Below are 21,254 nucleotides of genomic sequence, written 5' to 3' on the forward strand. Positions count from 1 at the left end.
TAGCTCAAAGGTAATGCCAAATCTAGATCAAATATTTTTTGCTCAAAACAATGTTAATATTAATAATGTATATAAAATAGTCAACAACGCTTTGAGCGATAGTGATGGTGGTGAATTATTTTTAGAATTTTGCCAATCAGAGTCCCTGGTTTTTGATGATAACATATTGAAACACATGGATTTGAATATCAGAAGGGGATTTGGGTTAAGGTCCTTTTATGAGGATAGTACGTCTTTTGTTTGCTCTTCTGAAATTAGCGAAAAGGAAATTAGTAACGCTGCTTCTATAGTGAAAAGTTCAGTATCTTTAAACAAAACAAATTCAATAAACTTAAATGAGGGAACAAGAGAGCTGTATTCAAAGATTAACCCCATAAATGAAATGGATCTGAACTCAAAGATTAAACTACTCAATGAGGTTAATGAGTATGTAAGGTCCAAGAATAACTACGTGAAGCAAGTAAAAATAATTCTAAGTGGAGAATGGCAAGTTATACAAATAATAAAAGATGATCACAGGTTAAGCGACATCAGACCTTTAGTACGTTTTAATGTACTAGTCATCGTAGAGAAAAATGGCCGAGCGGAGAAAAGCTCTGCAGGGCATGGTGGAAGAGACTCTTATAGTAAGTTTGTTTCTGAGAAGAAGTGGAAAGAAGTTGCAAATCAAGCGTTAGAGCAAGCGCTAGTAAATCTTGAGGCAATTCCAGCTCCGGCTGGAGAGATGACAGTTGTTTTAGGTTCAGGTTGGCCAGGAATATTATTGCATGAAGCTGTAGGTCATGGACTTGAAGGTGATTTTAACCGTAAAGGAATCTCGGCATTTTCAAATTCTATGGGTAAACAAGTGGCAGCCAGTAACATTACTGTAATTGATGATGGAACTCTACCTAATTTGCGTGGTTCTATTAGCATAGACGATGAGGGTACTTTACCTGGCTATAATGTGCTTATAGAAGATGGAATTCTAAAAGGATATATGCAAGATCATATGAACGCTAAACTTATGGGTGTAAATCCAACTGGTAATGGTAGAAGAGAAAGTTACAAAGAAGTTACTATGCCACGCATGACAAACACCTATATGTTGCCAGGAAAATATACACCAGAAGAAATAATATCCAGTGTAAAGAGAGGCCTATATGCAGTAAATTTTGGTGGTGGACAAGTTGATATAACATCAGGAAAATTTGTTTTCTCATCTTCGGAAGCTTACCTAATAAAAAATGGTAAAATTACACAACCAGTCAAAGGAGCAACGCTAATTGGTGATGGGCCAACAGTGCTAAAAAAAGTATCAATGATTGGTAATGATCTAAAGTTAGATCCTGGTGTTGGTACGTGCTCAAAAGACGGACAAAATGTGCCTGTTGGAGTTGGTCAGCCAACACTCAAGGTCGATGCAATAACTGTTGGTGGAACTGAATATGTAGATAAGGGCTAAGCGAACTCAGCTCATGCTGTACAATTATATTGTAACCATTATTCAAGTAGCTCATATAGATGCAAAAACTACTTAACAAATCTCTCTGCCTTCCTTGCTATAACGTGTATAACAATCTCACAAAAAATCATATCATAGAATTCAATAGGTGATCTTTAAAAAATCCTTAAGGAAAGTAAAATACTGTTTAAATAGGCCGATATAGATGGTTTTACGATATAATAAAATTATTATAAACAAGAACTTATAAACTCTAGCAAATGAATTTGTGAGTTTAGTGGTGTTAGGAATACCTGGCTCTTTTATGTGGATTGACATTCTCAATAACCTGCTCTAGAGATAGATTATATAATTTTGACAAGGTTCTTGGCATGTGATATTTTTCTCGAATATAGGTAATGGTATAAATGACTTTATATCTATATCCAGCTCTAGGGGAAGATCTTCAATGTTTACGTCCATACCTGATAAAGGATATTCTATGTCCATGTGCAGCTTTGGGGGATAGTTCTACTTTGAAGATTTCTTTCACTTTTACTATTGCGACTCCCGATTGGCTTTGTTGCATCACACTTTATGAGATGGTGATTTATGGTAAATTCATGTAACTATCTCAAATTTAGCCATACCAATACCAGTGAATTTATTAAGCAAATAGCATTTAGTTCTTTTTCTCGATTTATCTCAGATTTATTCCTAAAACTAAATCCGAATATTTGCTTTAATCTTGAGAAAAACCCTTCAATATAAGATCTTTTCCCATAATTTACTTCTTTTTCCATTCTTTCATGCCATCTTCACCGTATAATTTTATTAACCTAATAGCAGCATTCCTGTCAGACATATAATCTATTTTTGAATGTTCTGCCGCATTGTTTATTGGTGGAATTTTTGTCTTTATATCATATTCGTTACACAACTTATAAAACTTGTGCCTATCACATGCTCTATCTGCATATAGTGCTTTTATGGCATGCTGAAAATCAACTTCTTTTAGCAAATCACAAGTGATCAGAGTAGACGCCATTACTGTATCTTGCAGCTATAGCTTTTTTACTATTCACACTTAACATGTAACTTTCTTACTTGCTCGTAGCTTCGGTACTTTCTATCTGCACTGTTTTCCTTACTGTGGCCAGGAGTGTTACTGTAAATTTGTGCTATCTATGATAATTTCAATATTTTCCATGTTGCTTTTATCAATCCTGCAATCATTTATCTTAATATTAAGTTTTTTTTGATGCTTGTGAATAGCTGCAAATCTCTTCCTATTTGTTGCAAATACCCTTTTATAAACCCGACTGTTTGTCTTAAACCAATTCTAAAAAGATTAACGATTATATGCACCAAAATCACAACTTTATCACTATAAATATAGTTGCCGCCCTGCATTTTTGGACTATTTTCATACCAATTTTCGATAGCTTCATCGATGTAACGAAAAATATTCCCCCTTTTTTCAAGGAATTTGTTATATTCGTTTTGGTTACTGATTTTCATTTTCTGTGGCATATTTTTTCTTCAACAGTTAAATGGCTATTTATAATGAATTTTGTCAGTAACTGCCAGTTCTTTTCACTTGAGCGATGCAACAAAGCCATCCCAGTCTGGGATGACAGAAGAAGGAAACGCCGGAATGGCAGGGGAAAGAAACACTGGGATGACAGTGAAAGATCTAATTCCTTATATCAATTAATTCTCATCCACCTTTTACATTACATAAACTCATCACTTTTATAGAACATCTCATTAAAATCATTCAAAATTCCAAAATCTTGATTTTTAATAAATAGATGCCCATCTGCAATATAGGACTCAGCAAGAGTAAATGGTTCATCATGATGCTGTGATGCTGGCCTAACAATTTCATTGTACAAAACCATTACTTGCTCATAATTGTATCCACTACCATCATGATATTTACCACGTATAGTGTCATAAAAATTTCTTACATCATCATACGTAACTTGCAGTTCTACCTTATATTTCCCTATTTCAACAGTCTCACCCACTTTGATTTTTAAAGGATGTTGTGATTCTTCTTTCACATTATCTATAACAATTGTTTCCTCTTGCTTCTCTTCGTCTCCTCTTATCGATCTTTTACTCCTTTCTTCAATTACAGGTTGATCTGCTGGCATTTGGTCTATATCGTTAGATTCTTCTTCTTGCATAGTAATTTTTTTGAGATAGCTAAGCATATCCTTTCCAGCTTTTTCCCAAGTTGCAGCTTCTTTTGAAAGCTCACGATAATAAGAATCATTATCGCCTTTGCTATCTATTACATCTCTTGCTAGTCCTTTCTCTTCTGCCCATAACTCAGCATGTTCAACAAGTGTCCTGCCATCTTTGCCTACAACGTCAACGTCAGCTTTGTTTTTTATTAGATATTCTATTGTATCTAACTTTCCATGCCTCACTGCATGAACTAAAGGTGTCCAACCATCATTATCCTGAGCATTAATATTCGCACCTTTTTCAACTAACTGCTCTATCATCTTCTTATTCCCAAGATCAACAGCAAGATGCAAAGGTGTTAAGCCGTAGCTATCCTGAATATCAATATCCGCATTGTGCTCTATGAGATATTTAACTACTTCCATATTTTTCATGTGCATGGCAAAATGTAGTGGAGATTTACCAGAGCTAATATCACGGGTATCAACATCTATACCACGATCTATTAAGTATTTAGCAATTTCCGTATGTTTTAGCTCAATTGCATAGTGCAGCAGTGTTTGAGCTGACGTGTTCTTTATACCAAGATCTGCGCCATACTCAATTAAACTCTTAACTATTTCCGAATTCCCTAGCTTAATAGCAGCAAGTAACGGAAAAGTATAATAACTTTTACTATTAGGATCTGCGTTATGATCTAATAGATACTTCACTATTTCTGTATTACCTGAATAAATAGCACTGTATAATGGTGTTTGGGAATAAGCATCTTGAATATTAGGATTTGCACCACGATCTATTAAGTATTTAGCTATCTCTATATTTCCAGACTCAATAGCATAGTGTAAAGGTGTCTTATAATACACATATTTAGTATTAGTTTTCTGATAATAATTGTCATGAACATTAAGATTTGCTCCATGATCAATAAGATATTTTGCTACTTCCGTATTTCCTGACTGAATGGCATAATGTAGTGGCGTTTGTCCATTATGGTCTCTTGTATCAATATATGAATTGTGTTTTAGTAGCGTTGCTACTTTGCTTAAATCTCCCAATGAAGCAGCAAAATGTAAACTAGTCGCACCTGTTACCTTATTTATCTCGTTTACTTTTCCTATAGTATTTTCTACATTATTGTCATCAATATTCACCTTTAAGAAAGGCTGTTTATTATACTTCATAACTTTTGTTGTAACAGCTTTTCCTTGTTCGTCTTCACTCGCTTTTTTAGCAGGTTGCATAGAATCTTCTCTACTAATACTTGATTTAGGTTCTATCTTGGTTTTATCACTACTTACATAATGTACTGGACTATAACCATATACACCCTTGCCTGCACTTTCTTGGCTTGTTGTTTCAGGTGAAGTGTGGCTTTCAACATTCTCAGGTCCAGTAATTATATGTTGTGAATGTTCTGCGCCGTTCAACTCAATCTTGACCCACTGTTTAAACTCTCGATCATAACCTTTTAGCTCAGTCAAAAAATCCTCAAATAATTTATTACCTTGAGACCTATTTGCACCAGATTTAGAAAGGCTCTTGAGCAAATTATCAATCATATCTGGGTGTTTATCTTCAAGAAATTTGATCACTTGTTCAGCATCCGAATGATAATGTTCCCCTTTATTACTCCAAATATTATTGCGCAATATTTCATCTGGTTTGAGACCTTTATTCTTTATTGCAATCAAGGCCTCTTTATCTCCGTGGTCATTGACATGCCGACCATCTTCTAAACTTGCCATATAGTTAGCAACCCCTTCATGCATAGCCTTAGATAAGACATCACCTGTACCATAATAGGAGTTAATAATAGTTAAAGCGTGCCCCATTTCGTGTTTTAAAGTTTTACACGAGTCATCAAATTGATCCTGTAGATAAAAATAAACATGAACATCTGAACCGCGGCCTTGAACTGTCAAGCCAGAACCGCCTTTATAGTTAACGTTCAACTCCTTAAGATAATTTTCGTAGTCACTCTTTGTATTAAATACGAAAACATTAACTTTATTTGGTATGTTGTGCCAAGGCTGAGAATTATTAATGCCAAATGCTGAATCAAAATCTTTTATAGTACTCTCGATGGCATTTTTTACACTACTCAATTTGCTCTGAGTTAATTCCTCATCATCATATTTTATATTTATTTGAAGCTTGTGTTCGCCGAAAGTCATAACCTCACTATCGAGCACAAGATCTGCCACAATTTTATTGCCACTTTTTACATCCATCCACTGCTTAAATTCCTTTTCAACTTCTGAGTTATTCAAAAGATGCTTGAATTTTGATATCGCTTCTGCTCTATCGAAGGACATCTCAGTAAGTAATTGCTTTATGAATTGAGGATGTTTTTCTTGTAGGAATGTCACTAAGCAATCTGACATTCTATAGTCGTTAGACATACTTGCTATTTTATACGGTGTATCATGACCAGATTCCTGCATTTTATTATATGCTTCTTTTGTATAATGCATATCGCGAGTGCTTTCTTTTTTAGCTGCATCATAGCTCCACATGAAAAGCTTCATACCGGTACGTAAAACTTCAGGTACTGTATCCATATTACCGGTAGAGTACTCAAGAAATGCATCGCTCATTTTTTCCATTAAAATTTTAGATTTTGCACAAAGTAAGCCATTTACATCTCCAACAATAAAAGTCTTTGCTATCGTGCCGTCAGCTTCGTGTGCTCTTACTGTTCCACCACCCCATAATTCTCTATGGTCCTTACCAGCTGAAAGTTCCTTGATGTGAGCTTTGTAATCATCGTAATTTTTCAGCACATAAAGCTGCAATTTTACTGGACCAGAATGAACGCTTTTTTGTGAATAGAAATTATCAGACCAGGCTCCGTAAGCATCTTTTACAGTTTGTTTTATATACTCAGGGGTATAACTAGCCAATCCACCATATTTCACTTCTATCGTAAGCTGATCGTTTATTACTATACTTTCTTTATTTGGAAATAATTTTTTAATCAACGTTTGTGATTTATCATATTCAGAATTTGTTTTAAATTTCATATCCACCTCTTAAAAATTTTCACTATAAATAAGTCTTGAGAAAAATGCGTTAACTGTAGATTCAGCCTTTACCTTGTTTTTGCACAACTGCTGAGATAGTTGATCATCGCTGAAAAGCAGATTCTTAGTATTGAGATATTTAGCATAGCTGCCAGCAGGTATTGAGTAAAAACCGCTTTCAAGTTCAAGATAAGAGCTTCTATTGAGAACAAAAAATAAATCGCTCTGGTCAAGCAGTATGTCATAACCAGAGCTCGTGCAATGTAAGTATTCATTGCTTTCATACTCTGCTATGTAGTATTTACTTGCATCAAGATCACCATTAAGCTGTAAAATTGCCGCTGAACGTCCATTCCCAATACTATGGCCTTTTATTACTTTAAGTACTTTAATCTCATCATTTTCTATGAGTTCTCTTAACTTTTCATTCTTTTGATTTAATTCTTCCTCTGCTTTTCTTCTGTCTTCTTCTAATTTTGTTTCTTTTTCAACAAGCTCATTTTGTATTTGCAAAAACATATCTTGAATGGTTAAGCCATTTAGAAAGTAATCCAATACACTTGACACAAACGGCTGCAATTCACCATTATCTTCAAAGCTCTTTTCCTGCTTTTTGTCATATTGAGTGGGATTATAGATTGCATACAGAGGATAAAAACCATAATTCACCTCGTCGAATGATAACTCTACCGAAAATCCGCTCTGATCAAGTGGAAGTTTAGTAGCTAAATATCTACCATTATCATCTCTGATATATAGCTCATTTATACCATAGTGACCACTATATTTGTTGTAATAAATATAAAAATTCTCAGGATTAAGATTAAAGTAATCATCTAAATTGTTAGGTTTACCGAGCTTTTCACGTAGAAAACTCTTGCTCTTATCTGTAAGTTTGATGCGTGTAGAGAAGTAACACCGATCTATTCGGTCACCTTTTTCTATTTCAAAGTCTAGGACTATTTTATCGCTAAACATACAGAATTTCCTCACATTTCCAGTATTTATGATTATAAATTGTGTACTATGAAAAAAGCATTAAGGCTTCTCTATGTATCTAAAAACAGCGCTAACTTATGACAAAAACAGTTGACGTATTACTACCACTTCCAATTGATCAGCTATTTTCATATGCAGTTGAGAAAAATATTGAGGTTTCAATTGGAGATTACGTAGTAGTGCCGTTTGGTAGAAAACACTTGATTGGAATAGTTTGGAAGTATAGTGACAAAAGTGATCGAGAATTAAAATGCATTGAACAAAAGAGCGATTTACCGAGCATCAGACCAAAACTGATCGAATTTGCAGAGTGGGTTGCACAATATAATGTAATACCTATTGGTATGCTTGCCAAAGTGATAATGGGAGGAGTGCTAAAAGTAAATCAAATAAATAAACTAATTTATGCTGAGCAAAAGCAGAAAATAAGCGAGATAAGTTACCAGTTAAGCCCTGAGCAGCAGGTAGCTCGCGATAAAATAACAAATAATCTAAGGGAGTATTCAGTGACTTTACTTGACGGAGAAACCGGGTCTGGAAAAACGGAAGTTTATCTCTCTGTGATTGCACAGTTGATTAAGAATCATAGTATTTACGAACATTGTCTACCAAAAAGACGTCACTCCATCCTATGGTGTCATCCCAGTGTTTCCTTTTCCTGCACCTCCTTCTCCTGTCATCACAGCGCCTACTTTTTTTGCAATTCCAATGCTCTCTTCTCTTGTCATCCAGGTGCCCTCTTCTCTTGTCATCCCAGTGCTCCGACACTGGGATCCAGTTTTTCATATAATCTCATCACAAACATTTATTTTAATTTAAAATCAATACCAAATTTAGAATCAAAATTCCTGGATTCCAGTGTTAAACACTGGAATGACACCTTTGTATTTAAGGCAAAACCCACTGTAACACTTAGCATACTACCTTTGCCAAGCACTGGAATGACAACAGAAGGAGGTAATGCACAAGTGCTAATCCTCTTGCCAGAAATTGTTCTAACTTCGCAATTGGTAAATCGTGTTCGCAGTCAGATATCCGGCAACATAGCTGAGTGGCACTCAGGACTTACTCCCAAAGCTCGCCGAAATAATTGGCTCAATATAGCAAATGGAAGTGCGCAGATAATTATTGGGGCACGGTCAACACTTTTTTTACCTTATAAAAACCTAAAATTAATCATCGTCGATGAAGAGCATGACTCATCCTTTAAACAGGAACAAGGAATTATATATAATGCTCGAGATATGGCAATTACCTTAGCCAAAATTGAGAACATTCCAATAATTTTATCATCAGCCACTCCGCTGCTTGAAACAATTTATCATGTTAAAAAAGGGAATTACAATCATGTAAAGCTAACTAAAAGATTCGGTGGTGCAGAGTTGCCACTCATAAAAGTGGCGAATATGAGAAGCAATAAGCAATGGATTTCCAATGAGCTTTTCGAAGGCATAAAACAAACCATAGAGAAAAAACAGCAAGTTATGCTCTTTCTAAACCGCCGGGGGTATGCACAACTTGCAGTTTGTAAAAAGTGTGGATACAAAATTTCCTGCTTAAATTGCGCTGTTTGGCTTACATATCACAAGAAAAAGAACGTCCTTTTGTGTCATCATTGTTCTTATCAATTAAAACTTCCAGAAAAATGCTCTAATTGTCAAAGCGAAAAGTCATTGTTCCTTTATGGTGTGGGAATTGAGAGGTTACTTGAGGAAATAGTGAAATTAATACCAAGTGCAAAAACTGCAATTATCAGCAGCGATCAGAAGTCGCTTGGTAGCGTCATTGACTCAGTGCTCAAGGAAGAAGTGAATATTATAATTGGTACACAAGTGATTGCTAAAGGGCATAATTTCCCTAAGTTAACTTTAGTTGGAGTAATAAATGCAGATTTAGGGCTTGAAAATTCTGACCTTAGGGCAGCAGAAAAGACATATCAATTATTGCATCAAGTTGCAGGAAGGTCGGGAAGATTCAATGAAAAAGGAACGGTAATAGTGCAAACTAATAATCCTGAAAGCTTGATAATAAAAGCATTGCAGCAGCAAAAAAGGGATTTGTTTTATGAAATTGAACTTGAGTCAAGACGCAAAGCTAAAATGCCGCCATTTAGTAGATTAATAGCGCTTATAGTTTGCGGTAAGGATCAATTTGCAACGCAGAAAGCAGCAAGTGAGATAATAAGCTTTTTGCATGATCAATGTTCAGCTACTACTCCTTCTGCGTTGTCATTCCAGTGCGTGACTAGAAAAGAAGAACTCGAAATTTTTGGCCCATCACCAGCAGCAATAAATTTTTTAAACAATAAATATCGTTATAGAGTGTTACTGAAAATACACAATAACCATAATCTATTCATAAAGAAAAAGCTGAAACATTGGATTAAAAACTATAATTCGAGTTCAAACATTACAGTAACAATAGATGTTGATCCTGTGAGTTTTTTTTAACAAAATTACGGAATTTATTTGACATTCACAGAATTAATTGTATTAATTTTTTAATTAAAAATTTGACTTTTATTAGAATTTATTATATTATTAATAAATAATATGATCAAAATAAGGAGGACCGTATGACTGATGGTTTAAATTTAATAATTCATGAAATAAAAGATGGTCAACAAAGAATTGAAAACCTAAAGTCTTTCCTTCAACCAAAAACAGTTAACGAAATACCTACTAACACAAAAGAGATAACTGTTGATAGAAGCACGTTTGCACTCACTTTACAATGCTCTAAAACTACAAAAGAAGCGGTGATACATGAAATTCTGCTTCATTTTGTGCAAAGTTTCGATAAGCAACCACTAGAAGATGTGATGAAACATTTGGAAAAAGCTATAGGAGATAGGATATATGTAAAAAACAACCCAATAAGCAACCCAAACGAAGAGTTTCGTACTCACATGAACTTTAAGGGTGAAGGAGGCAATACATTATTGCACCAAGCTGTTATAAGTAATAACACTGATGCTATAGAAGCCCTTTTGAAATATGGTGCAAATCCTTTGAGACAGAATAAAGAAGGTAAAATTCCATTAGATTTAGCTCAAGGAAATACAAAAAAAGTACTCATTGAATGTATGAAAAACCAAGCTAAATTGAAAAAAGGAGATGCTAGATGTAATAGTTTGATTGGCATTGTACCTGGAGTTTTTCTCGGTATTGGACTCGGTGTTGGTGGTGCTTTAGTCCCTTCAATGACTATTATATTATGCGCACTCGCAGTATCTGCTCTTGTTGCTGGAATAGCAGTTGGACTGTCTATATATTTCCTAAGTCAAGACTATAAACAGGCTAAATCGATAGAAAAAGCTGTTAACCCTCAGTCGTCTCTTGTCAATCATGCAGAAACTTCTGAAATCGTAAGTAATACCAGAAGTTAAATAATAACTGTGAGTTTTTTAACATTAGATTTCTTGCATAATCAAGTGTTATCCCAGTGTCAAGCACTGGGATGACAAGAGAGGAGGCACTGGGATGAAAACGAAGGGCTACCTGAATGACAGACCGGTTTTCATTCAAATTTTATTCAAGACAATGTCATCCTATTCAAGATGGTGTCATTCCAGCACTTGATGCTGGAATCCAGAAGAAAAACTAGTACTGGGATGACAACTCTTTTAAACCAAGTTTCCTGGATCCCAGTGGGCTTTGTTGCATCACTCAAGTAAAAAGAGCTAGCAGTTACTGACAAAATTCACTATAAGACAAGCATTTAACCTACGAAAGAAAAATATGTCACAAAAAATGAGAGTCAGTAACTGCCATGAATATAACAAATTTCTCCAAGAGAGGGGAAATATTTTTCATTTTATTAATGAAGCAATTGAGAATTGGTACGAAAAAGGTCCAAAAATGGCTGGTGGCAACTATATTTATAGCGATAAAGTTGTGATTTTAGTGCATATAGTCGCTAATCTCTTTAGAATTGGCTTAAGACAAACGGTAGGGTTTATAGAAGGGTATTTGCAGCAAATAGGAAAAAATTTGCAGCTATTCACAAGCTTCAAGGAGGTTTAGAAAACTCAATATTAAGATCAGTGACTGTAGAGTTAACAAAAATGATACGGAAGGTATTGAAATTGCCATAGATAGTACAAGTATCAGTATTTATAATAATACCCCTGGTCACAGTAAGGAAAATAGCGAAAGTATCGCAGTTATAAACAGGTAAGAAAGCTGCATGTAATGCTGGAGATAGGTAGCAAAAAAGTCATAGCTGCAAAATATAGTAGAGGAGTTTATTCTGATCATTACGGAGCCTGTGATCTTATTGAAAGAGTTGAAGCTCAATATAATATAAGCACACTGTATGGAGATAGAGCATATAACCGAAAGAAATTATATAAATTGTGCAATGAACTTGGGATAAAGACAAAAATTCCTCTGCAAAATAATGCAGTAGAGCATCCAAAGTTAGACTATATGGCAGAGAGAAATGCTGCAATTAGACTAATAAAGTAATATGATAAAGATAATATAAAGATGTGGAAAAGGCAAATAAACTAGGGAAAAAGATCTTATATAGAAAGTTTTTTCTCGCGACTGAAACAAATATTCGGATTTAATTTTCGTAACAAATCTGAGGTTAATCGTGAAAAGGAACTGCTACTCAAGTGTTATTTGCTTAACAAATTTACTGATTTTGGTATGGCTAAATTTGAAATAGTTACATGAATTTGTCGTAAACCACCACTACATGAAGTGTTATGCAACAAAGCCATCCCAGTGTCAGCTACTTGGATGACAAGAGAGGAGGTAATGGGATGACAACAAAGGGACTACTTGAATGACAAGAGATGAGCTACTTAAATGACACCAAAGGGGCTACCTGAATGACAAAGGCAGGCAACGATTTCCATCCAAGACGATTTCATTCCGGTCTGGAATCCAGTTAAATTTACGAGTATAAAAGTAATGTTAAAGTACAACGTTTCTGATGATTAGTGTCAAGCACACAACTATACGAACATTGTGACAATTTCCGTAGCAAACGGTGTCGTCCCAGTGCGTGACAACAAAGGGACTACTCACATGACACCGAAAGGGCTACTCGCATGACAAGAAAGAAAGCACTGGTCTCAATATTTGCACATTAGCCATGCATCTGAACAGATACATAACCTTTCATTCACAATTCATCTTTGAATAGCCTAATTTCCTTTAGCTATAAAATACAACAAATTGATTTTTTACTAGTTGATGTCTGCTTTTTTGCAGAACATTGGTCAGGCTGTGATATAGAAGGTTGGTTAAATGTTGTTTTGGGCTTATTAAAAGAAGATCGTGCTGAAGAAGGGACAAAGCCACTATCTTTAGCCGAAGCATCATCCCCACCTTTACCTTCACCATAGTAGTCGGGCCTAAGGAATTTGCTTGAGTTTTTAGCATGTGATTTACCTATAACTGAATTCTTAGGTGAATCACCAAAAACACTATCTGCACTTGGTCCATCTATCCCTACTTTTTCTTCAGAAGGGGCAAGAGTTTGTGGTTCCATAGCTGGCACACGTGCAGGATCAATGGACAGTTTATAATCCTTATTGATTACAGAGCTCTCCATGATCTTATCCATCACACAGTAAGCAATGTCTGGGTTACGAAAGTCTATTGCATATATTTGTTCGGCACCATATGTTGGAAGACCTCTTTCTGCAATATCATCTTTTACATCACGCAATACTTTTGTACCACCAAACACCTTATTATTAATATGATCAACTTCTTCTTCATTTAAAAGCTCTATGTAATTATCATAATCAATAACAGGAGCCAAAATTGAATACTCATCTTTACTTTCTTTGTGAGAAGTATGCCACATAGAATCAATTGGTAGGTGCGGTAGTGCCTTACAAATTAAATCAACAACTGCGGACTTCAGAGTGTCATTCATTTCATCCTCGGTACTTGAAACTTCCAAATCACGACACTTCGAGGATGCTTTATGCTTTGCTATATCTTTAATGAGCTTAGGATTATCAAAAATGCTTTTCTTTAGATATACATAATTTCCTTTCTCTTCTAAAAAATCCTTAGTTTTTTTAGGACCATTTTCATAACCTTTTATCCTCGATGAGAGCAAATCTACAAAAGAACGTTGCAAATTTCTATCAACACACTCCGCACCATATAGATAAGATCCCTTATCAAAGACTTCATCAATTATATTATAATCTACATGTTCTTCTATCTCCTGCTCTGTATCACCTGATAGATTCTTATAACCTAGTTCCGATTTTTTGTCTTCTTTTTTTTGCTCTTTAATAAGATCTGTTACAAATCGCGCAATTTCATTAGCTAGCAAAAACTTTAGATTAGAAATTACCTCTTTTCTAATTGGCACCAAAAATTTATTATCTTCAGCCGATTTCCCTTGATCAAAGTTAAAAGGAAAAAACTTTGTATAAAAATTATCATCAAGAATACTTTCATCCGGACAAAATCTTTGTATTATTTTTTCTTTCATACTGCTCAGGTACTTTATGCGCCGATCAAGAGTCATATTATTATCAAATGAGATAACAATATGATCGTTCTTTACAGTAAAATTAGTAACAACAGAATTACTGAAACGAAGAATACTATTAAACGCTTTTACTAATTCTTGATTTATTTTACTTTTATTAGGCATAACTCCACCTCTCTAATTAATTAACATAATTACTTACCACTCCTACTGCTGCTCTGACCACTCTTACTACTACTGGATTGATTTTGTTTCATTCGCTCTTGTTCACGCTTAATCCTATCGCTGAAATTATCTATTCTCTTTGGATCTAAATCTTTTTTATAAATCCTTGTTCTCCCTGAATCAGGTACTTTTTTATTTGGATCATTATTACCATCCATATTAGCCTCCGAATTAAATTATTATGTAATGAGTATATTAAGAATCAATTATCAGCACAAGCAGTTTTTTTACATAAATTTTATTCACCATTTTTATACTCCTGGATTCCAGACTGGGATGACAAGAGAAGAAGTGCTGGAATAACAACTTTTTAAATTAAGTTTTCTGGATCCCAGTGTCAGCTACTTGGATGACATTCCGCCATGTCATTCCAGCACTTGATGCTGGAATCCAGATGAAAAACCAGTCTGGAATGAAAAAAAGAGAGAGAACCTTTACACACCTCTCTCTTTGACTGAAGAAGCATGGTTTTCAACTCTCACATCATCAGTTAATCCTCCTGGCAATTCCACAGCAGCATTAGACTTTTGCTGATCACCAAGCTTTCTCTCGCAGGAAGATCCATTTAGCTCGTTTCTCTTTGTTCTCCTTGTATCATCACCACATTTTTGTCTTTTAACTCTCCTGTGTTCCTTTCGCTCTGGAGCGGGTGGACAGACAGCTAATTTTGGTTTTTCAGTTTTCTCTTCTTTTGCTTCTTTCTTTTCTTTATTCATTTTTTCCAGTTTTTGTACTTCACTATTTTTGTGACTTATAACAGGTTTAGGTAGAGTGTCTACTAATTTTTCTACAGGCTTTGGTAAAATAGCACGTTCTTGCTTATTCAGAGTGATTGGCATTGGAACTTGAGATGAAAAATTAAATAGGGAAATTGGTGTGATTTCATTCACTTTTGTTTCCATTTCTTGACGAACTTCTTTTGATTCTGTTTTTTCTGCTTTTTTGTCTCTTTTTTCCTCAGTTACATCTTGCTCTACTACTGCTGCTAAATCAACTGCAAAAATTTCTGCAAACATTGCAATGACTGAGCCCACGAGAAAAGTTTGAAGCTTCAATTTTAAATTTTGCAACGCTTGCAAACGTTCGAGTATTGCTATTTCTTCTTCAGGAGATAACTCACCGCTGAGTAATTTCTCCTGCAATTCTTTTATCTCTTTGTCTAGCCTTTTATCCCAACTTAAATCTAAATCTTTTTTGAAGATCTTTTTAACTAATTCCTTAAGCTTATCACGAAAAAACTTAATTATCGAAAGAAGCAGATTTTTCTCTTTCTTCTCCTTGAGCATTTTGTAGACTTTCGGATCTACATTTACTTCAAAAAGATTAAAGAGGGATTCAAAGAAATTTGCGAATACCCCTTGATTATCATCAGTAAAGTAATCCTCATTATCTTGTATCTGTAGCTCTACTTGAGATAATGTTTCATCAATGCAACTCGCAGCCTGACGCTCAAGCTCTATTCTCTTGAGCTCAGCTTTCCTAGCAAGCTCCTCCATGAATCCTTTTAATTCATTGAGCTTCTGCTCTGCAGAGAGATCTTGCTCTCTGATTCGATTAATGTAGATTGAGCTACCGTCCTCTTCGTTGTTATTGATTAAAAAATTTCCCATTGCTTTTTCTCCATTAATTGAATTACTGTTTCTATAATTGTTTAGAAAACTTTTTACCATTTTATCTTAAGTCTATAAAACACAATAACTCAATCTTACAATATGAAGTATTTAATAAGTATTAATCTTAAAAAATATCAGTAACTTATTGATATTTTTACATTCATACTATATATAGTCTAGCATATATTACGTAATTTTTCAAGAACATATTCACTATAACAGAAGACTTTCTTATTTGCCTCTAAAACACCTGCAAATCATATAATAAGAGAATATTATAATGTTTAGTGTAATACTATACAATGTTATAAAATATAGTATAATACTAGCATACCACTGAATTAATGCTGAGATATTCCCTTGCTTGATCAGTTAAAACACGTCCTCTTGGTGTGCGCTTTACGAAACTGACCTTGATTAAATAAGGTTCTACTGTTTCTTCAATATTGCCAACATCTTCAGATAGTGCAATAGATATGGTGTCAATTCCAACAGGTCCTGAGGTGTTAAACAAAAATCTCAGATAATCCATATCTAATTTATTTAGTCCCATTTTATCTATACCCAATTTTGATAGTGCAGAACCGGCAATTTCACAGGTAATTTTTTTATCATCTTTTACTTCAACAAAATCTCTTATTCTTCTGAGTAATCTCAAAGCAATTCTTGGAGTACCACGGGCGCGGCAGGCAATTTCCTGCACAGCATCCTTTTCGATTTCAGCACAAAGAACTCTTGCACCTCTTTTTATAATATCAACCAGTTCCTCAAAAGAATAAAACTCAAGATGCAGGGGAATACCAAAACGATCCCTCAGCGGTGCAGAAAGCAGTCCAAGCCGTGTTGTTGCCCCAATCAGTGTAAATGGTGGTAAATCTATTCTTAAAGTTCTGGTAGATGGGCCCTCACCTACTAGTATATCTAGGCAAAAATCTTCCATAGCAGTATATAAAACTTCCTCAATGCTACGATTTAATCTATGGATCTCATCGATAAATAGAACATCTTTTGCATTTAAAGTAGTGAGCACTGCAGCTAAGTCCCCAGCTTTACTAAGCAATGGACCAGAAGTTGCACGAAAGCTAACCCTTAACTCCTTAGAGACAATTTGTGCTAAAGTTGTTTTACCAAGCCCTGGAGGACCATAGAGCAATACGTGATCCAAAGCTTCAGCTCTCGTCTGTGCAGCATTTATAAACACTTTTAAATTTTGTATTAAATCTTTTTGCCCGACAAAATCATCAAGTTGCTCAGGCCTGATATTTAAATTACGTACATCTTCAGAGTATTCCTTACTACATGATATTGACTTCATATTGTTTTAAGCGCCATACGAATAATATCTTTAGTGTCCAAGTTTGGTGATTCATCTTCTATTTTTTTTATTGTATCATAAGCTTTTGTTCTTTCATATCCAAGATTGATCAAAGCTGAAAGAGCATCTTCACTAATTGAGTGAAAATGATTGTTATTTGTCTCTAATTTACTTACTTTGCCATTCAGCTCAGTAATAATTCGATTTATGAGTTTCAGGCCAAGTCCACTCACCTTAAGTACTAGTTTATCCTCATTTATAATTGCCAAAAACAGTTGCTCTGGAGTTAATTTGCTCAAAATTGACATTGCGGTTTTATAGCTGACACCGCTCACTTTAACTAATAAACGCAGACACTGCTGTTCTTCTTTACTTATAAAGCCATATAGCTGAGTAACGTTTTCTCTGCTATTTGCATAAGTGTCGATAAGTAATTTTACTCTACTTCCAATCGAACAAGCACTTAAAGTTTTGGCTGAAAGATATACTATGTAGCCAACATCATTCACATTCAGGATTATGTGATCGCTACACACCTCATCAACTATTCCTCTTAGATTTCCTATCATTTCTAGTACTTTATAAAATTCAGTTTAAATGCTCCTGAATCTTAGGTCAAGCAAACGAACATTATAGAAGTGGTTCCAGTTTCAATCATTGTAGACAGGTTTGCAGGAAATCTATTTGAATATATTATTCTGGACCAGTATGTGACTGGACCACGGAGTTACTTCAGCAGCAGAATTGCGGTCTATTAACTAAGTAATAGAAATTTCTATCTTTGGTAGAATAAAGGTAATTGTTTGCTGTTTGCGAAAATATTTGCATAATTTAAGTAACATTACTTGATAAGAATTAACTATGGAGCTTAATAAGATTGCAGCATCGATTTTACTTTCTGGATTAATAATTATGATAGTTAGTAATGTAGTTGATATGCTCTATAACCCAGAGGATTATAAAATTGAACACCAAACAATAGTAGCAGCCAGCAATGAGCCTCAACAAAAGATTGAACAAGTGGCACTTGATATTGGAGAGCTCATGCAGAATGCTAGCTTTGAAAAAGGCAAGTCAGCAGCAAAAAAATGTATAGCTTGCCATAGTTTTGAGAAAGGTGGAATGAATAAAGTGGGACCAAACTTATGGAACATAGTTGAAAATAAAAAAGCCCATCTTGGCAGCTCATTCAATTACTCAAAAGCACTACTTGAAAAAGGTGGAAAATGGGGATATGAGGAGCTATTTGCTTTTTTAAAAAATCCAAAAGCCTACATAAAAGGTACACGTATGGCATTTGCAGGCATTTCCAATCCAAAAGAGATTGCAGATCTAGTCAGCTATTTGCGTTCGATGAGCGATAGTCCGGTTGCCTTGCCAAAGTAGTATGAATTATTGTAAATTACTCGATGGAAATATAGCATATCGAAAGCTACAAGGGAAGAAAGCTTCTGTAGTTTTTTTCGGTGGATTTGCATCTAATATGGATGGAACTAAAGCAACTGCCATTTACAAATTTTGCCAGGAAAATAATATAGCACTCGTGCTCTTTGATTATCTTGGCCACGGTAATTCAAGCGGTGATTTTGCTGATTATACAATAAGTGACTGGCAAAAAAATTGTGCTAAAGTGATGAGTGAATTAACTAGCGATAAACAAATAATTATAGGTTCAAGCATGGGAGGATGGCTGATGCACTGCCATTAAGTTAAGGAAAAGTGATGAACTGTATTATAAAATCAGGTAAGATTCACAAATTAAAAGAAGTAATGACATGAGTAAAAAAAAGAATAATCATGTTTATAAAAAATAAATTGATGAGTTTAAACTTTATAAACGCACACAGAGCATCCTCAAAAGACTTCTCACGAAAAAGAAAGCTGCCCTTCGTTAATGTATTTCTCCTGATTTTTAGAAAGAGTGTAAAGTCATTACAAGTGATGCTTAATGAGTTTGTTCTGCATACAAGAAAAGATTATACAATTACGGCAAGTGCATTTACTCAAGCAAGAAAGAAGCTAAAACATACTGCGTTTTCAGAGTTAAATGATGATATAGTTTCCCTATACTACCAAGATCAGGAATTTAAAACCCACCATGGCTTCAGAGTACTTGCATTTGATGCTTCAATACTGATTCTGCCAAAGAGCGACAAAATAATAGGTGAGTTTAGCTCAAGAGCAGTATGGAATGGAATCCAGAGATTTGAAGACTATACAAGTGCAACCTTTGAAGTTTGTTACGATGTGCTAAATAATATTGCAATAAAATCTGTGCTAAGTAGAGGTGACAGCTATGAGGTTGATTTAGCAATCGGTATGCTTGAATCCATAAAATCAGACGATTTGTTAATCTGTGATAGAGGATACGTATCTTATCGATTTCTTGCTGAGCTTACAGGAAGGAAAATCAATTATATAATTCGCTGTTCAAGTTCGTCTTTCAATGAAATAAACGCTATGTTTAAGCCGGAAAGTCCATCTAGTACGGTGGTAGTGTCTACCCACTGCCATTAAGTTAAGGGAAAGAGAAGTTAAGATTGGACAAAAAATTTGAAGTGATTGATAATTATGGTAAATACTAGGGTGAATTTTTAAGAAAAGGGAGTCTGAAAAGTGCAAGTTATTTAAAAAAGTAATAATTGCAGGTTATTTTGCAAAGAATGTACTAATGCAATGATACTGAAAAGATATCTTGAATTTAAAACACATGTTTTCTAGCTCTTTTCTGGTAGTTGAGTGAACGAATATCAGATATCTTATGACGATCAACTCTTCTCCCTTTTCTCACCACTAAAGTGTTCATCAAAAATAACTGTGATAGTCGATCCATAATGCAGTCTATGTCTGACTCTGTAGAAAAAATATCAAAGGCTAAGTTTTTAATCGCATTAAATGAGACAGATTTATTGATGCTTTTTTTTAGTTTACTATTCTGTGAGCTCAATGTCTCTTCATCATCTTCTATCATGATACTTTCTAGATTACTGATGAAGATAGTTGACCAAAAATCCTGCTTGATAGTTTCAATACTTTTTCCTGTGAAATTCTCTAAATTTAATCTTCCCTTCAGCCTAGAAAAAAATGTTTCTACTCCCCAGCGCAAGTAATATAATCTCTCAAACTCTTCAACTGTAAAACGTTTCTCATCTAACAGAGATGTTACTAACACTTCAACTTCGCCAGAAGAAAGTATTATTTTGACTAACCTGAATTTCATCTCATCAGGTAATCCTAGCTTTCGTAGCTGTCTTGCTACTTTAATAGGTGCGGTAGACACTACCACCGTACTAGATGGGCTTTCCGGCTTAAACATAGCGTTTATTTCATTGAAAGACGAACTTGAACAGCGAATTATATAATTGATTTTCCTTCCTGTAAGCTCAGCAAGAAATCGATAAGATACGTATCCTCTATCACAGATTAACAAATCGTCTGATTTTATGGATTCAAGCATACCGATTGCTAAATCAACCTCATAGCTGTCACCTCTACTTAGCACAGATTTTATTGCAATATTATTTAGCACATCGTAACAAACTTCAAAGGTTGCACTTGTATAGTCTTCAAATCTCTGGATTCCATTCCATACTGCTCTTGAGCTAAACTCACCTATTATTTTGTCGCTCTTTGGCAGAATCAGTATTGAAGCATCAAATGCAAGTACTCTGAAGCCATGGTGGGTTTTAAATTCCTGATCTTGGTAGTATAGGGAAACTATATCATCATTTAACTCTGAAAACGCAGTATGTTTTAGCTTCTTTCTTGCTTGAGTAAATGCACTTGCCGTAATTGTATAATCTTTTCTTGTATGCAGAACAAACTCATTAAGCATCACTTGTAATGACTTTACACTCTTTCTAAAAATCAGGAGAAATACATTAACGAAGGGCAGCTTTCTTTTTCGTGAGAAGTCTTTTGAGGATGCTCTGTGTGCGTTTATAAAGTTTAAACTCATCAATTTATTTTTTATAAACATGATT

17 protein-coding genes and 2 pseudogenes are annotated in these 21,254 nt (G+C 34.7%); 8 read left to right on the forward strand and 11 right to left on the reverse strand.

Translation table 11 applies throughout. The annotated features are described in order from the left end of the window. Nucleotides 1-13 precede the first annotated feature (13 nt). The gene (tldD, locus tag ABWU45_RS07550; protein ID WP_353278389.1) at nucleotides 14-1,444 is read left to right on the forward strand and encodes a metalloprotease TldD; all 1,431 of its coding nucleotides are present in this window, start codon (nucleotides 14-16) and stop codon (nucleotides 1,442-1,444) included. 333 nt (nucleotides 1,445-1,777) lie between these two features. Here the strand turns inward: tldD and ABWU45_RS07555 are convergent, their stop codons facing one another. The 5 genes from ABWU45_RS07555 to ABWU45_RS07575 all read right to left on the reverse strand — a co-directional run bounded on the left by ABWU45_RS07555 (nucleotide 1,778) and on the right by ABWU45_RS07575 (nucleotide 7,626). Further along, entirely contained in the window at nucleotides 1,778-1,933 is a 156-nt protein-coding gene (locus tag ABWU45_RS07555) for a hypothetical protein (RefSeq protein ID WP_264686765.1), read from the reverse strand. Between the two features lie 277 nt (nucleotides 1,934-2,210). After that, nucleotides 2,211-2,471 (reverse strand): hypothetical protein, encoded by a 261-nt coding sequence (locus tag ABWU45_RS07560; RefSeq protein ID WP_353278391.1) that lies wholly within the window; start codon nucleotides 2,469-2,471, stop codon nucleotides 2,211-2,213. A 188-nt stretch (nucleotides 2,472-2,659) separates the two neighbouring features. Further along, nucleotides 2,660-2,956 (reverse strand): transposase, encoded by a 297-nt coding sequence (locus ABWU45_RS07565; protein WP_353278392.1) that lies wholly within the window; start codon nucleotides 2,954-2,956, stop codon nucleotides 2,660-2,662. 203 nt (nucleotides 2,957-3,159) lie between these two features. Then, complete coding sequence (locus ABWU45_RS07570) at nucleotides 3,160-6,648, reverse strand: ankyrin repeat domain-containing protein (RefSeq protein WP_353278394.1); 3,489 nt, start codon at nucleotides 6,646-6,648, stop codon at nucleotides 3,160-3,162. Between the two features lie 9 nt (nucleotides 6,649-6,657). Continuing rightward, the gene (locus tag ABWU45_RS07575; RefSeq protein ID WP_353278395.1) at nucleotides 6,658-7,626 is read right to left on the reverse strand and encodes a hypothetical protein; all 969 of its coding nucleotides are present in this window, start codon (nucleotides 7,624-7,626) and stop codon (nucleotides 6,658-6,660) included. 98 nt (nucleotides 7,627-7,724) lie between these two features. Here ABWU45_RS07575 and priA point away from each other — a divergent pair, with 98 nt between their 5' ends. From priA to ABWU45_RS07595, 4 genes are all read left to right on the forward strand, one after another. Then, a complete protein-coding gene (priA, locus tag ABWU45_RS07580) occupies nucleotides 7,725-10,097 on the forward strand; it encodes a primosomal protein N' (protein WP_353278397.1) in 2,373 nt (790 codons plus the stop codon). A gap of 125 nt (nucleotides 10,098-10,222) precedes the next feature. Continuing rightward, nucleotides 10,223-11,035, forward strand: a complete 813-nt coding sequence (locus ABWU45_RS07585) for an ankyrin repeat domain-containing protein (protein WP_353278399.1) — start codon at nucleotides 10,223-10,225, stop codon at nucleotides 11,033-11,035. 352 nt (nucleotides 11,036-11,387) lie between these two features. After that, a complete protein-coding gene (locus ABWU45_RS07590; protein WP_353278401.1) occupies nucleotides 11,388-11,672 on the forward strand; it encodes a transposase in 285 nt (94 codons plus the stop codon). Nucleotides 11,673-11,840: 168 nt separating this feature from the next. Beyond that, on the forward strand, nucleotides 11,841-12,116 hold the full coding sequence (locus tag ABWU45_RS07595) for a transposase (RefSeq protein ID WP_353278403.1): 276 nt from the start codon (nucleotides 11,841-11,843) through the stop codon (nucleotides 12,114-12,116). Between the two features lie 703 nt (nucleotides 12,117-12,819). Here ABWU45_RS07595 and ABWU45_RS07600 read toward each other — a convergent pair. The 5 genes from ABWU45_RS07600 to ruvA all read right to left on the reverse strand — a co-directional run bounded on the left by ABWU45_RS07600 (nucleotide 12,820) and on the right by ruvA (nucleotide 17,840). Beyond that, the gene (locus tag ABWU45_RS07600) at nucleotides 12,820-14,283 is read right to left on the reverse strand and encodes a hypothetical protein (RefSeq protein WP_353278404.1); all 1,464 of its coding nucleotides are present in this window, start codon (nucleotides 14,281-14,283) and stop codon (nucleotides 12,820-12,822) included. 29 nt (nucleotides 14,284-14,312) lie between these two features. Continuing rightward, nucleotides 14,313-14,501, reverse strand: a complete 189-nt coding sequence (locus ABWU45_RS07605) for a hypothetical protein (RefSeq protein ID WP_353278405.1) — start codon at nucleotides 14,499-14,501, stop codon at nucleotides 14,313-14,315. Nucleotides 14,502-14,777: 276 nt separating this feature from the next. After that, on the reverse strand, nucleotides 14,778-16,013 hold the full coding sequence (locus ABWU45_RS07610) for a hypothetical protein (RefSeq protein ID WP_353278407.1): 1,236 nt from the start codon (nucleotides 16,011-16,013) through the stop codon (nucleotides 14,778-14,780). A 268-nt stretch (nucleotides 16,014-16,281) separates the two neighbouring features. After that, the gene (ruvB, locus tag ABWU45_RS07615) at nucleotides 16,282-17,271 is read right to left on the reverse strand and encodes a Holliday junction branch migration DNA helicase RuvB (protein WP_007302374.1); all 990 of its coding nucleotides are present in this window, start codon (nucleotides 17,269-17,271) and stop codon (nucleotides 16,282-16,284) included. Then, nucleotides 17,268-17,840: a Holliday junction branch migration protein RuvA gene (gene ruvA, locus ABWU45_RS07620; protein WP_264682691.1), complete on the reverse strand. Its 573-nt coding sequence runs from the start codon at nucleotides 17,838-17,840 to the stop codon at nucleotides 17,268-17,270. The genes ruvB and ruvA overlap by 4 nt, the downstream gene beginning before the upstream one ends. Nucleotides 17,841-18,132: 292 nt before the next feature. Between ruvA and ABWU45_RS07625 the strand changes: the two genes are divergently transcribed. From ABWU45_RS07625 to ABWU45_RS07635, 3 genes and pseudogenes are all read left to right on the forward strand, one after another. Beyond that, nucleotides 18,133-18,657, forward strand: coding sequence for a c-type cytochrome (locus ABWU45_RS07625; protein ID WP_353278408.1), 525 nt, complete (start codon nucleotides 18,133-18,135; stop codon nucleotides 18,655-18,657). Nucleotide 18,658: 1 nt separating this feature from the next. Then, nucleotides 18,659-18,967 (forward strand): annotated as a pseudogene (locus tag ABWU45_RS07630) (serine aminopeptidase domain-containing protein); the annotation flags it as partial. 101 nt (nucleotides 18,968-19,068) lie between these two features. Continuing rightward, nucleotides 19,069-19,767: pseudogene (locus tag ABWU45_RS07635) on the forward strand (IS4-like element ISWpi18 family transposase); the annotation flags it as partial. 205 nt (nucleotides 19,768-19,972) lie between these two features. Here ABWU45_RS07635 and ABWU45_RS07640 read toward each other — a convergent pair. After that, complete coding sequence (locus ABWU45_RS07640) at nucleotides 19,973-21,250, reverse strand: IS4 family transposase (RefSeq protein ID WP_353277994.1); 1,278 nt, start codon at nucleotides 21,248-21,250, stop codon at nucleotides 19,973-19,975. Nucleotides 21,251-21,254: the final 4 nt, after the last annotated feature.

Origin of the sequence: Wolbachia endosymbiont (group B) of Longitarsus flavicornis (genome assembly GCF_964028135.1) — a bacterium.
Classification (GTDB): Bacteria; Pseudomonadota; Alphaproteobacteria; order Rickettsiales; family Anaplasmataceae; genus Wolbachia.

Bases quoted from the DNA above. Each gene is read 5' to 3' on its own strand.
- ABWU45_RS07570 (WP_353278394.1), bottom strand. From the start codon at position 6,648: ATGAAATTTAAAACAAATTCTGAATATGATAAATCACAAACGTTGATT.
- ABWU45_RS07590 (WP_353278401.1), top strand. From the start codon at position 11,388: ATGTCACAAAAAATGAGAGTCAGTAACTGCCATGAATATAACAAATTT.
- ABWU45_RS07585 (WP_353278399.1), top strand. From the start codon at position 10,223: ATGACTGATGGTTTAAATTTAATAATTCATGAAATAAAAGATGGTCAA.
- ABWU45_RS07595 (WP_353278403.1), top strand. From the start codon at position 11,841: ATGCTGGAGATAGGTAGCAAAAAAGTCATAGCTGCAAAATATAGTAGA.
- ABWU45_RS07555 (WP_264686765.1), bottom strand. From the start codon at position 1,933: ATGGACATAGAATATCCTTTATCAGGTATGGACGTAAACATTGAAGAT.
- ruvB (WP_007302374.1), bottom strand. From the start codon at position 17,271: ATGAAGTCAATATCATGTAGTAAGGAATACTCTGAAGATGTACGTAAT.
- ABWU45_RS07625 (WP_353278408.1), top strand. From the start codon at position 18,133: ATGGAGCTTAATAAGATTGCAGCATCGATTTTACTTTCTGGATTAATA.
- ABWU45_RS07575 (WP_353278395.1), bottom strand. From the start codon at position 7,626: ATGTTTAGCGATAAAATAGTCCTAGACTTTGAAATAGAAAAAGGTGAC.
- ABWU45_RS07640 (WP_353277994.1), bottom strand. From the start codon at position 21,250: ATGTTTATAAAAAATAAATTGATGAGTTTAAACTTTATAAACGCACAC.
- ABWU45_RS07605 (WP_353278405.1), bottom strand. From the start codon at position 14,501: ATGGATGGTAATAATGATCCAAATAAAAAAGTACCTGATTCAGGGAGA.
- priA (WP_353278397.1), top strand. From the start codon at position 7,725: ATGACAAAAACAGTTGACGTATTACTACCACTTCCAATTGATCAGCTA.
- ABWU45_RS07560 (WP_353278391.1), bottom strand. From the start codon at position 2,471: ATGGCGTCTACTCTGATCACTTGTGATTTGCTAAAAGAAGTTGATTTT.
- tldD (WP_353278389.1), top strand. From the start codon at position 14: ATGCCAAATCTAGATCAAATATTTTTTGCTCAAAACAATGTTAATATT.
- ruvA (WP_264682691.1), bottom strand. From the start codon at position 17,840: ATGATAGGAAATCTAAGAGGAATAGTTGATGAGGTGTGTAGCGATCAC.
- ABWU45_RS07600 (WP_353278404.1), bottom strand. From the start codon at position 14,283: ATGCCTAATAAAAGTAAAATAAATCAAGAATTAGTAAAAGCGTTTAAT.
- ABWU45_RS07565 (WP_353278392.1), bottom strand. From the start codon at position 2,956: ATGCCACAGAAAATGAAAATCAGTAACCAAAACGAATATAACAAATTC.
- ABWU45_RS07610 (WP_353278407.1), bottom strand. From the start codon at position 16,013: ATGGTAAAAAGTTTTCTAAACAATTATAGAAACAGTAATTCAATTAAT.